The 10,541-nt window shown below is 56.2% G+C and carries 15 protein-coding genes and 2 tRNA genes; 3 read left to right on the top strand and 14 right to left on the bottom strand.

Annotation, left to right across the window (positions count from 1 at the left end):
• From PH562_RS16845 to PH562_RS16830, 4 genes are all read right to left on the bottom strand, one after another.
• Positions 1–97, bottom strand: a 97-nt coding sequence (locus PH562_RS16845) for a GTP-binding protein (protein WP_133624442.1), incomplete at its 3' end; no start/stop codon positions are given.
• A gap of 402 nt (positions 98–499) precedes the next feature.
• On the bottom strand, positions 500–928 hold the full coding sequence (locus PH562_RS16840) for a DUF3597 domain-containing protein (protein ID WP_113233716.1): 429 nt from the start codon (positions 926–928) through the stop codon (positions 500–502).
• Between the two features lie 209 nt (positions 929–1,137).
• A tRNA-Gly gene (locus PH562_RS16835) sits at positions 1,138–1,211 on the bottom strand.
• Between the two features lie 25 nt (positions 1,212–1,236).
• Positions 1,237–1,321 (bottom strand) — tRNA-Tyr (locus tag PH562_RS16830).
• A 199-nt stretch (positions 1,322–1,520) separates the two neighbouring features.
• Between PH562_RS16830 and rlmB the strand changes: the two genes are divergently transcribed.
• Positions 1,521–2,429: a 23S rRNA (guanosine(2251)-2'-O)-methyltransferase RlmB gene (rlmB, locus tag PH562_RS16825; protein WP_285174245.1), complete on the top strand. Its 909-nt coding sequence runs from the start codon at positions 1,521–1,523 to the stop codon at positions 2,427–2,429.
• A gap of 40 nt (positions 2,430–2,469) precedes the next feature.
• On the top strand, positions 2,470–3,159 hold the full coding sequence (locus PH562_RS16820) for an AprI/Inh family metalloprotease inhibitor (RefSeq protein ID WP_285174244.1): 690 nt from the start codon (positions 2,470–2,472) through the stop codon (positions 3,157–3,159).
• Between the two features lie 138 nt (positions 3,160–3,297).
• Here the strand turns inward: PH562_RS16820 and PH562_RS16815 are convergent, their stop codons facing one another.
• Entirely contained in the window at positions 3,298–3,567 is a 270-nt protein-coding gene (locus PH562_RS16815) for a hypothetical protein (RefSeq protein ID WP_015339580.1), read from the bottom strand.
• A 428-nt stretch (positions 3,568–3,995) separates the two neighbouring features.
• On the opposite strand from PH562_RS16815, the gene PH562_RS16810 reads away from it, so the two are divergent.
• Positions 3,996–4,427: a hypothetical protein gene (locus PH562_RS16810; RefSeq protein WP_285174243.1), complete on the top strand. Its 432-nt coding sequence runs from the start codon at positions 3,996–3,998 to the stop codon at positions 4,425–4,427.
• Between the two features lie 8 nt (positions 4,428–4,435).
• Here the strand turns inward: PH562_RS16810 and PH562_RS16805 are convergent, their stop codons facing one another.
• The 9 genes from PH562_RS16805 to PH562_RS16765 all read right to left on the bottom strand — a co-directional run bounded on the left by PH562_RS16805 (position 4,436) and on the right by PH562_RS16765 (position 10,540).
• Positions 4,436–4,714 carry a hypothetical protein gene (locus PH562_RS16805; protein ID WP_285174242.1) on the bottom strand — a complete coding sequence of 93 codons (279 nt, stop codon included), beginning with the start codon at positions 4,712–4,714 and terminating at the stop codon, positions 4,436–4,438.
• A gap of 130 nt (positions 4,715–4,844) precedes the next feature.
• Complete coding sequence (locus PH562_RS16800; protein WP_285174241.1) at positions 4,845–5,186, bottom strand: hypothetical protein; 342 nt, start codon at positions 5,184–5,186, stop codon at positions 4,845–4,847.
• Positions 5,186–5,788, bottom strand: a complete 603-nt coding sequence (locus tag PH562_RS16795; protein ID WP_285174240.1) for a lysozyme — start codon at positions 5,786–5,788, stop codon at positions 5,186–5,188. Before PH562_RS16795 ends, PH562_RS16800 begins: the two co-directional genes overlap by 1 nt.
• The gene (locus PH562_RS16790; RefSeq protein WP_285174239.1) at positions 5,775–6,014 is read right to left on the bottom strand and encodes a DUF7940 domain-containing protein; all 240 of its coding nucleotides are present in this window, start codon (positions 6,012–6,014) and stop codon (positions 5,775–5,777) included. The genes PH562_RS16795 and PH562_RS16790 overlap by 14 nt, the downstream gene beginning before the upstream one ends.
• A 67-nt stretch (positions 6,015–6,081) precedes the next feature.
• Positions 6,082–7,056, bottom strand: a complete 975-nt coding sequence (locus PH562_RS16785; RefSeq protein WP_285174238.1) for a class I SAM-dependent methyltransferase — start codon at positions 7,054–7,056, stop codon at positions 6,082–6,084.
• A gap of 59 nt (positions 7,057–7,115) precedes the next feature.
• Positions 7,116–7,430, bottom strand: a complete 315-nt coding sequence (locus PH562_RS16780) for a hypothetical protein (protein ID WP_285174237.1) — start codon at positions 7,428–7,430, stop codon at positions 7,116–7,118.
• 17 nt (positions 7,431–7,447) lie between these two features.
• Positions 7,448–9,376: a hypothetical protein gene (locus PH562_RS16775; RefSeq protein WP_285174236.1), complete on the bottom strand. Its 1,929-nt coding sequence runs from the start codon at positions 9,374–9,376 to the stop codon at positions 7,448–7,450.
• The gene (locus PH562_RS16770) at positions 9,376–9,549 is read right to left on the bottom strand and encodes a hypothetical protein (RefSeq protein ID WP_285174235.1); all 174 of its coding nucleotides are present in this window, start codon (positions 9,547–9,549) and stop codon (positions 9,376–9,378) included. Before PH562_RS16770 ends, PH562_RS16775 begins: the two co-directional genes overlap by 1 nt.
• Before the next feature lies 1 nt (position 9,550).
• A complete protein-coding gene (locus PH562_RS16765; protein ID WP_285174234.1) occupies positions 9,551–10,540 on the bottom strand; it encodes a phage tail protein in 990 nt (329 codons plus the stop codon).
• Between the last annotated feature and the right edge of the window lies 1 nt (position 10,541).

Here is a 10,541-nt window from a genome sequence, read left to right as displayed (position 1 = left end):
TGATCGCTGCCGTCAAGGACGTCTTGCCGTGGTCAACGTGACCGATCGTACCAATGTTAACGTGCGGCTTATTGCGCTCAAACTTACTCTTTGCCATTTGAATGCTTCCTGTGAACGTAATGAGTGACCCCGGCGAACCGGTTTAGTGCCGCCGTTTAAGGCTTTCATCGCATTTGCGCAAGACTTAATTGCAGGCCCCATTCCGGGCGAAGTCTGGCCGACGACAGATGATCTCAAGCCATCAACATTCCTTCGCCGCGTAAGGTCCGCCGGTCGATCCGGAAAGACAAAAAAGCATTTGCCGGTTCAGGCGCTTACATAGGGAGGCACGGCGAAGAAATCCAGTGCCGTTAGAGGGGGAGAAATTCGTCCGATCTCGAACGCAAAGCGCCCTCTCCCGGCAGGAAAGGGCGCAGAATTATCAAACCACAATCAATCGTCGTTTGTCACGATGCAACATTCGACGCAGCCGATCGAAGACGCCGAAGCTTTGCAGCGATCAATCGAGCAGATCGGCCGGTACCTTGCCGCCATTGTCCGCAAGCTTCTTCAGAAGAGCCTTGTGGAGGAATATGTTCATCTTGGCGGAATCGCCCGTATCGCCGGTATAGCCAAGCTCTTGCGCCAGTTCCTTGCGCTCGGAAAGGCTCGCATCCATGCCGAGTGCCTTCATCAGATCGACGATGGAATGCTTCCAGTCGAGCTTCTGGCCGCTTTTCTTGACAGCAGCATCAAGGATCGAGGCGATATCCACCGGAGCGGACGGCGCGCTGGTCGCAGGCGAGGTCGCTGCCGTAGTCGCTGAAGGAGCCGGTGTCGGCGCTGGCGCCGGATTGGCGGTTGCGGCAGTGGTCGAAGGTGCCGGAGCTGCCTCGGCAGCCTTTGCCTCTCCCCAGATTGCACCCTTGATCTTGTCGAAGATACCCATTTGCGCTCTCCCGTTTCGGTTGCCTGAGCAATATGTATCGCTCGCGCAAATATAAGCAACCCTTCATGTCAAATACGCAAAGACCAAAGCTAATACGAGCCGGTGAGACACGCTGACCGAAGCAGCGATCAGGACCAGCAACCGTGCAATGTAGGGCACGCTCTTTGCCGTAACAAAGAACGATAAAGATGCTAACAAATTGAAATTCTTGGAGCGGGTAGCGGGAATCGAACCCGCGTATTCAGCTTGGAAGGCTGCTGCTCTACCATTGAGCTATACCCGCGGGATGGTCAAGATCCGGCACGGAATGGTGGAGGGAGTTGGATTTGAACCAACGTAGGCTGAGCCAACGGATTTACAGTCCGTCCCCTTTAACCACTCGGGCATCCCTCCAGTATTCCGACTGGATCTTGCGACCAAGCTTGTCAGACCGTGGCGTCGCCGCCGTGATCTGCGCCGCGTATATGGCCGGACCACTTCCGTCTGTCAACACAAGGAATTGCCAAAAATGACAAAAAAATTTCAGCCCGTGGAAAAAGTCCACAGGTCAAAGAGGACTATGCGCTCGCGGACACGCTGGTTATAAAGCCGCATGAGCAAAGATAAAAAAACCGGCCACCAGGGCCAAGACTACATCACCGGCGACAAGTCCGCCAAGGACACGCACTACGCCACCTTGCGGCGCGCGCATCGCGATGCCAAGCGCGAGCGTGGCGAAATCCCGACGCCCACGCCACAGAAGCGCAAGAAGGCGGGCGCTGACGATTGGAAGCCGCCGGCGCTCGCGCCCGATCAGGTCTTTCTCTATGGCCTGCATACGGTCCGCGCCGCGCTTGCCAATCCCGAGCGCAAGAACATCAAGCTGTCGACGACGCAGAATGCGCTGGTGCGGCTGGAAATCGGCCCCGCCGACGCGCTCGGCATTCCCGTCGAGATCGTCTCGCCGCAGGATATCGACAAGGTGCTCGGCCCGGAAGCGATTCACCAAGGCGTCATGCTGGAAACGCGCCCCCTGCCCGTGCGCAGGCTTGAGGCATTGAAGGACAGCCCGTTGCTGCTGGTCCTCGATCAGGTGACGGACCCGCATAATGTCGGCGCCATCATGCGCTCAGCCGTCGCTTTCGATGCGGGTGCCGTCATCACGACACAGCGCCACAGCCCGACCGAATCAGGCGTCATGGCAAAATCGGCCTCCGGCGCACTGGAACTCATACCTTATATACAGATCACCAATCTCGCCGATGCGCTCGGCGAGCTGCACCGGCTCGGCTTCACGACGATCGGCCTTGATTCGGAAGGTCCGGCACCGCTGGAAGGCACCTTCAGCGGCGACAAGATCGCCCTCGTGCTTGGCTCCGAGGGCAAGGGCCTGCGCCAGAAGACACGGGAGACGGTGAATGCGCTCGCTCGGCTCGATATGCCGGGCGCCATCAAGTCACTCAATGTCTCGAATGCTGCCGCGATCGCGCTATATGCAACGCGGTCCTATCTCAAATCATAGTGGCGCCCTTGGCGGCCGCAGCACGTTGGGAGAATTTGCTTTGATCCGTCTTCTTGGTCCTGCGGCGGTTGCCGCTGCCCTTGCTTTGACCATAGTCCAGCCGGCGCGCGCCGCCGATGACGAAATGATCCAGGCGCAAGCAGGCGTCTGGCTGGTAGCGCCGGAAAGCGGCGCCCAGGGCTGCCGCCTCACCTTCGGGACGAATACGGTCTCCGGGGGCTACGAGATTACAGGGGCGGATGCATGCGCGATGCCGCTCCCCGCCCTTACCGCGGCCAAGATCTGGAATTTCACCGATGATGGCGCGCTGGCGATCGCGGACGGTGGGGGCAAGCCGCTCATGCGCTTCCAGCAGGAGGAAGGCTCACCGTGGGAAAGCGAAGGCGGCGATCCGACCTGGCTGCTGCCGGCGCTCGGCGATGTCGACCATGTGCCGACCGCTGCAAGCCTTGCAGGTGCGTGGCGCATCCAGACACCGGACGGCAAGCCCGTCTGCGATATCACGCTCACCACAGACAAGGATCAGGACGGCACTTCCAAGATGTCTCCGAGCGGCGATTGCGCCAGCGAAGTCGGCGACCTCAAGCTCTCACTCTGGGCGACAGAAGGGTTCGGGCTTGTCATGCTGGGCAGTGACGGCTCCTCGCTCTCCTTCGATATGAAGCCCGACGGCAGTTTCCAGAAGTCCGAAGAAGAGGAAGGCGAGCCGTTGCTGCTGGTACGCAAATAAACAGAGCCCGGCCGCGGCCTGCCGTATCGCAAACATAGCCACATTTCTGATATTGATGGCCGCCTTCATGTGACGGCGAGCCCCTTCCCAAGGCTGATCTTTCCGCGCACCCAGCGCCGCCAATGCCCGGACAGGTGATCAGTGTATCGCAGGATCCGCTTCGTCGAAGAACGACCTGATGCCATCGCGAGCGATCGTCGCAAGGAACTCATCGAATGCCTCGCGGTCTGTCGCGAAGGGTTCTTCCCATTCGATCAAATCCTCTTCCGGCGTGATGACCTCCATCCGCCAGTCGGCATTGGTGCCGGCCGGGCGAAAGATATCGACCAGAACGGTCACGCCATCGTCGGTGAATTCACCCGAAAGCTCGGAGTGTTCGAGTTTAGGCTTCTTGGGTTTGCTGGGCATAGGGTTCCAAGCACACGAATATAGGAGCGATGGCTGCTGCGCGTGTTCGGAACTCGCGCACGACTACATATTATGTCACCGCCACCGGTTTTCCATACCGGAGATGAAACGATTGAGGATATCCAGGAAAATGGTGCCCCCGGCAGGGTTCGAACCCGCGACCCCCTGATTACAAATCTCTACGCATTCAGCCAATAAACAAGACGTTGCAGCAAGTGCGCCTGTAAAATGAAGCCGAAAATGACCAAGCATTTCCAGCGGCGTCAAGAGCAAACTGTAAAATGAAATCCACATTTTTTTGTTCCTGTGGAAAGCGGACGATCAAGGCAGGTCACAGTTCTGCATTGCTTGTTGCTTGACTCCACCCCAAACCAGAACATAGTTAGAACATCATGGCGGCGGCAAACTCAAAAGACTGAGGTGGAGAAATGCCCCGCGACTATCGGCTGATAAATTTCAATGGCGAATGGCAGGTCTGCTCCAAGGCCCGTAGAGGTCATGGCGATCGCATCGTCTGGATCTACGGCAAGGAGCGAATCTATTTCTGCGATGTGGGGAGAGAGAGTGCCATCTATGTGCTCCCCGGTTCCGAGAAGGAGAACTTCTTCGGGGATCGCTTCAACTTCTCGATTGATGAAGTCTATGTGGAAGACGGCCGGCGCAAGGAGAGGCTGGGCGGAATGAACAACGTCGTTGCGGCCCAGAGGGCGTTTACAGAACTGCTATCGCATCATTCGAAGACGACACGGCTGCAGCTCCGCCAGGGAGGCTTTATCATGCGTGACGAGTTCGGGACGGATGATTATAAAGAGCGTATCTGGGATAAAGCATATGAAAACGGTAGGCTCGTATCAAAATGACTTCCTGATTACGGAACCTTGAACCCTCCGTTCATCAGGAATGCAACGACGCCCGAGGCGCACCCGCCTATGAAAATCCACATCAGGCGGGAAATGTTAGAATCGATCTTGTTGAGCTGCTTTTCGACCCCCTTAAAGCGCTCCTCCATTTTAGCATCCGCGATATCGCTCGTATGGCGCCATTCTTCCATTTTTGTCAGACGGTGATGGTGATCTGACAATTGATGCTCGAGATTGACAACACGCGGTCTCAAATCGGTCATATCGGTTTCGCTTTGTGGCGTCATTTCTGTGCTTTCAATGCGGTATGGAGAGAAGGCCGGCGGCGATTACGCAAAGGAAAGCGCCAGTCGATAGAATAAAGAGGACGAGGCTAACGCGCGCCGACATCACCAGCACTTCTGCTCGTGGCCGAACTTATTGTGGGCCGCGACCTGGTTGGCAAATGGCCGATCCGTTTGCAGGATCGTTACCGACGTTGCCAGGCTTGGCGTTAGTTTCTGCCATCCGTCGCACGCATTCTGCGGCGTCGCCGTCTGACAGGCCGAAATCAGCACACAGATAGGCAGCGTCAGAAGTAGAGACCTGATCATTGACCACGTTCCTTTCGCGGAGGAGCCTTACGGATTTTGTGATGGCTGCCGTCGCAGCCATCTGCTTACCTTCGCCCTGGCCAATCCAGCGCGCCGGGTAAAAGACGAGTGCCGCGCCGACTGCAATGCCGGCGCCGATTTTGAGATAGTCGAGGAGACCGAGCATCAGAGACCACTCACGCAGATTTCAGCTTCGCCCAGCCGTTGGGCATCACCCATCTCGCGCCGCTTGACCAGCCCATTGACGACTTGGCCGCCAGCTTGATTGAATCGGGCCTGCATTTCGCAGGCCGGCCGATAGTTTCCCTTTCCAGCCTCCCGCATGGCGCTCGATCGCAACAACGCTCCCAGCCCGAAGTTATAGCCGCCGGAGATCTGCGAGGCCTGCAAGCTAACAGGGAAGCTCGTGAACTTCGGCACCTGCTTGGTGAGCGGCAGGTAATATTCCTCGTAGACTTCCTGCTCGAGGAAATCATCGCATTCATCCTTGGTGAAGCTCATGCCCGCGGTGACGGGCTTGCCGTTGATCCGGGTCTTGCCGTAGCAGATGTCATAAATCTTGGCGTACGGGTCCCAGTGGGCCTTAAGAACAAGACCTTCCCAGGGCTTGATCAGCTTGTCGGTCGCGAGGATCACGGCCGGCGGATAGACGTGCTTTGCCGGGTTGGTATCCTTGACGGACTGCCAGCCGGCAGCCGCGGCAGCGACGAGAGCGGCGGCGATCGCTGCCCTCCCGCGCTTGGTAGCAACGATCTTATTGATCGGCATCAGAGTTACCTTTCAGGTTTTCTTGCGCGACGAGGCGCGAGATCAGCGCGCCACAGGTGACGAGGCCCGTCAGCGCCGCAAACGTGCCGCGCGGTATGGAGACGAACTGATCGATGATCGGGAGGGCGACTTCGCAGCCGGACAGAATGCCAGCCACAATGATGAGCCGGATGCTCCACGCACGGCGAAGCACCCGGCCCCAGTCGGGGACGAGTTTCGGTTTCATGGGATCTCTGTCTTGGAATAAAAAGGGCGCCTCAATGGGCGCCAGCAGGTTGCTATTGCGAGGAGAACTATTCCGACATTCGACTATTGCCTGTTTTCTTGACTATGAGATCAAGACAAGGCTGGGCAAAAGCAACATGCGGTACAGGCGTGACCATGCCAAATTGCTCATGCAGAACATCAATCCAGCTCTGGTTCCACTGTAGAAACTCGCGGCGATCGAGAATGGACTTATTGGCTATTTCGAAATTATCTGCCCCGAGCGCTGCATAAAATTCGTGAAAGCTCGCTCCTCTGCCGAAACGATACAATCGCTCGATATTACCCTCTCTCATCTCGGCTAGCGTTGTCGCCTTTATGTCCTTCGCGATGCTGTTTCGTCCCGAAAAGCTATTCCAGAGGTAAGATATTTCCGGCGGCAATTGATCCATAAACGGCATTTGCGATGAATGCCAATCAAAGGGATAAAGCCTATTCGGCGTCTCTATGATCACAAGATGGCCGCCGATAGGCAGTTGCTTCCATGCGCCGATCAGCAACTTAATCCGCTCTGCAGGCAGAAGGTGCTCGAAGAGAGCATAGCAGACGATCGTATCCGCTGACTTGGTGATTTTGGAAGGATCGACAAAATAGTCATCGATCCACGAAACCGGCTGGGCGAATGCTGTCACATTGGCGACAGAGAGGAGATCACACCGCTTTTTTGCAACTTCAACCTGATCCGCCGCCAAGTCAAAAGCGAAAACGTGAGCCGCCCTCTCAGCTAAGCAGACCGTTGCGGAGCCATTTCCACACCCGATTTCCAAAACATTTCCGAGATACGGAATGGCTTCGGTCAACCAAGGCATGATCCGATCGTGGCAAATCTCCATTCTCCCGAAGATGTATCGAGCGCGAATATAGTCCGCGTATCCCTCCGCGACATCCTTTTCGGTAAACCAACCTTGGGTAACGTCGTCTACCAATGAACCCATTGAAGAGAAATAGGAATCCGGCAAGGATTTTGCCCATGCGCCGGGCAGCCACTCATTGTATTTTCGCATCGAGCTTCAACCCCAAATTAGACCCAAGGTCTAGCATTCGGTTGCGAAAATTGCCAAGGCTATTCTGTGGTTTTCGGCTCGGCTGATAAGCTTGACAGAAGTTCATTTGCTCGATCGAGTTGTTCAGTGAGCAATGCGATCTGCGACGCCTGGTTATCAATTTTTGCCAACGCACTTTTGGTGGCGTCCGACATGATCGCGCTTGTGGGAAAGCCATCAAGATCGATAGGCTGCGCGTCCTGGACCTCTTCTTTAAGCAACTCCCCATCGAGAGTTACGCGGCGGCGATATTGCACATGCGCGCCGCTTGGTGCCCCATTCTCATCGAATCGGACGAGGATTTCATATGGAACTTTGACATCTTCGACAGACATAAGTCGTCCTTTCTGAATTACGAAACAATAGAGCCGCTGGGGAACCGCCAATTCGTCCCGTCAGAGACAGCCAGACGCTGGTTTGCGGTGCCATCGGACACATAGATCATGTTGCGCGCGTTTGCCGATGCGCTGGGAAGTGTCGCAACGGTAAACGAACGCAGGCCCAGCAGCCCCGACGTATTTACGACGGAGACCGCAGAAGGGCCATGCAGAAGACTTGCATCTGGGCCCATTCGGAAGGCTTCACGAAGCGTGCCGGCGACAGGCGATGTGGCGAAGCTCAGCCTGCTTGGAATACTGCCGGTGGCCGGCGCTCCATCGACCTGAGCCAGGATGCGGGCGCTTACGGTGGAATAGCTTGTACCGTCATCGGCGACGAAGTTGATCGTTGCCAAACCGTCCGAGTTCTGGACGGAAGCGAAAGTGCCCGGAGCCGCGCCGCGAGATTTGGCAATGGAAACGATCGGAGCCGTCGAATTATTGCTATACTGGATAGCGCTCTGGATCGTTGAGCCCGATGTTGCGACCTGCATAGCGGATGAGCTTGAGCCGCCGACTGAGAAGAAGGAAGTCTGACCACCAATAAGGAGCCTGTCACCTGTGCTACCCAAAACTCCATCAAAAATCTGGCTGTCGGTCGGCCAATTTCCGCCTGTAAGCGCGACCTTTTTGCCGCCGGCAGGCAGGTTTGCGTATCTTGAGCCGGAGATCTTGATATTGTTTTGGTTGCCCGCGATCAAGAATGCGTCACCAGAACCGGAGCCCGGCGCCCAATAAGCAAGGTTTGCCTGTGCGGTAATGTCGGATCCGTTCAAGAAAAACGCGGCTACGGTCGAGCCATCGCTGAAATTGCCAATCAGAGTATGGCCACCATCTACTTGGAAACCATACTGAGCAAAATGCGTAGTAGGAGAGCCGTATGTATGGTTGGCGATGAAGGTATTATTTCCGGGCAACGAGCGCACATTCGCGAGTTTGGCATTCGCGAATACGTTGTTTATGATCATGTTGTCGGTGGCGAATCCCTGAAGTTTAAGATTGTAATCAGGGAGATCTGCCGGATTGGCGAATGGCTGCCCGGTGCTAGTGCCCGTCGTTCCGAAATCGCAGCCTATGATCCTCGATTCATAGAATCGGGGAATCGTAGGATCACCAAATAGACCATCAGTCACGGTCGCATTTATGAATCTGGATCCCTGCACCGACAGCTGCTTGCCGGTGGCTATCGCAATGGCATAGCCTCCCAGTTTGTTGGCATCGACCCCAAGATTATAAATGCCGCCCCCGATGGGAACGCCGGTATTGGCGCGGTTGATTACCGCCGTCATCACAGACGTTGCTACGATCGTCGATGCACCATCACCAAATCCGGCGCCCCCCGCAGCATAGATCGAGATCGGCCGATTGGTCGGCAATTCGAGTTGCTGGGAAACGTTGAATACACCAGCCGGGATGCTGCAGACATCGGCATAATTGAACAACGCCTGGAGGGCCGCATAGTCATCGGACGCGCCCTTACCGCCAGCCCCAAGCTGGAAAGCATTTGGAAACACTTCATCCAGAAGCCAGTAAACCGCCCCTCCGTTGGTCGTGAACCATGCGGCTGTGGGGTATCCGGCAACTTCCCCCGAACTCGAGAGACGATAAGAAGCGCCCCCGGATAGGTAGCTCAATGAAAAGTATTGCGTCACCAACCTTTTCATGACGCCCGGAACAACCGCACTTGTTGCCGTCGCCCTATCGGCAAAGGCCATTTGTCCGTTTGTCGGCTGGAGCGCACTCTCTGCAAGCGCGCCTTGAGCAGCCGACGCAGCAAGCGCAGCAATGGCCGTCGAAGTTAAAAGGGGGGTCATTACCTTGGAATCATCAATCCCCGCTACCGCATCGGCTTCGGAAGCCGTTGGAATTTCGAACTGATGGGTATGATAGGCAACGTTCGCCATTATGCGCTCTCCAATGCGGTGACGCGGGCTTCAAGATCAGCGATCTTTTGGATGAGGTCTTTCACGAGCTCGTCGCGGGCGACATGCACCAGACGGCCATTGATGAAAATCACGACACGGATTTTCGGGGGATCGGCAACAACCCCGATCGCATCGACAACAGGGCTCCCCATGTCAGTATTTCACATACATCGGCCACGCGATGCTTTGCGGGCGGCTTTCATTGCCTCCGGATCCCTGGATGCTGATGCCAGTACCGGAACCGGTCGTGTTTAGATCACCGGGGCTGGAACCGCCTTGCGCAAAAATACCGAAGTTCCCCGGCGTCGTGTTGATGCCAAAACCCCGGGCAGTGTTTCCCCAATTATGGGAATGACCCGGATCATTGACGCCGTGGCTGTGGGAAAGGTTTTGGCTTCCTTGATAGGTACCCATGCCACGACCGCTATCAACGCCCCGCCCACCGTCAAACACGCGGACGAAAAACCCGCGCGGATCTGGCACTCTAAAATTCGTGCTACCGTCGCCAGGCGAATAACTGCCGTAACGCTGGGAGGATCCCCACTCAGCATCGCTCGACGTGATGTTACCACTTGCCGCTGCGTGCGCCCAAAGCGCCGGGAATGCGGTCCTGGAATAGACACCGCCGGCAAGGGGAAGATAGCCAGATGGCGTTTGCCCAGATGCGACCGTGATAATCGTCCCAACCGGCGTGTTTTGCTGGGTCGGGTTAAGCACGAGCCAGCCGCCGGCAGCCGAATTCAGAGAAGAGACATAGAGAACTTCATAAATACAGCCGGCCTTGATTTCCCCAGGGAGCAACTGAGTTTCGCCGGACGCGGTGAATTTAAGTGCTGGTTTCGCGCCGATCGAATTGACGTTGATCGTGACATTGCTGCTGTTGTCAGACGCGGCCTTGAAGCTTCCTCGCATGCCGTCAGCGTAGGCCGTGATCGGGCTGGACAGCGTAATTGTGATTCCATTCGACGTTCCTGTGGCAAGCGGAACACCATTGAGATCGTTCAGCATCTCCTTGATGCGCTGCATCATGACGCGCGCGCTATTGTTCACCGTCGAAGGATTTTGACCCTCTGCCCAATTGATAGCGCTATCGGCATTTGCATTGTTGGCGCTGTTCAAGCTCCAGTCGAAAATTGATGACATG

It is taken from the genome of Rhizobium centroccidentale, from assembly GCF_030182565.1.
Lineage (GTDB): Bacteria > Pseudomonadota > Alphaproteobacteria > Rhizobiales > Rhizobiaceae > Rhizobium.
The sequence above is the reverse complement of the archived record's forward strand: the minus strand, read 5'-3'. Positions and strand labels throughout refer to the sequence as shown.

Excerpts from the sequence above, each read along its gene's own strand:
- rlmB (WP_285174245.1), top strand. The coding sequence starts at position 1,521 with ATGAGCAAAGATAAAAAAACCGGCCACCAGGGCCAAGACTACATCACC.
- PH562_RS16780 (WP_285174237.1), bottom strand. The coding sequence starts at position 7,430 with ATGTCTGTCGAAGATGTCAAAGTTCCATATGAAATCCTCGTCCGATTC.
- PH562_RS16785 (WP_285174238.1), bottom strand. The coding sequence starts at position 7,056 with ATGCGAAAATACAATGAGTGGCTGCCCGGCGCATGGGCAAAATCCTTG.
- PH562_RS16790 (WP_285174239.1), bottom strand. The coding sequence starts at position 6,014 with ATGAAACCGAAACTCGTCCCCGACTGGGGCCGGGTGCTTCGCCGTGCG.
- PH562_RS16805 (WP_285174242.1), bottom strand. The coding sequence starts at position 4,714 with ATGACGCCACAAAGCGAAACCGATATGACCGATTTGAGACCGCGTGTT.
- PH562_RS16795 (WP_285174240.1), bottom strand. The coding sequence starts at position 5,788 with ATGCCGATCAATAAGATCGTTGCTACCAAGCGCGGGAGGGCAGCGATC.
- PH562_RS16800 (WP_285174241.1), bottom strand. The coding sequence starts at position 5,186 with ATGCTCGGTCTCCTCGACTATCTCAAAATCGGCGCCGGCATTGCAGTC.
- PH562_RS16770 (WP_285174235.1), bottom strand. The coding sequence starts at position 9,549 with ATGGGGAGCCCTGTTGTCGATGCGATCGGGGTTGTTGCCGATCCCCCG.
- PH562_RS16840 (WP_113233716.1), bottom strand. The coding sequence starts at position 928 with ATGGGTATCTTCGACAAGATCAAGGGTGCAATCTGGGGAGAGGCAAAG.
- PH562_RS16810 (WP_285174243.1), top strand. The coding sequence starts at position 3,996 with ATGCCCCGCGACTATCGGCTGATAAATTTCAATGGCGAATGGCAGGTC.
- PH562_RS16815 (WP_015339580.1), bottom strand. The coding sequence starts at position 3,567 with ATGCCCAGCAAACCCAAGAAGCCTAAACTCGAACACTCCGAGCTTTCG.
- PH562_RS16775 (WP_285174236.1), bottom strand. The coding sequence starts at position 9,376 with ATGGCGAACGTTGCCTATCATACCCATCAGTTCGAAATTCCAACGGCT.
- PH562_RS16765 (WP_285174234.1), bottom strand. The coding sequence starts at position 10,540 with ATGTCATCAATTTTCGACTGGAGCTTGAACAGCGCCAACAATGCAAAT.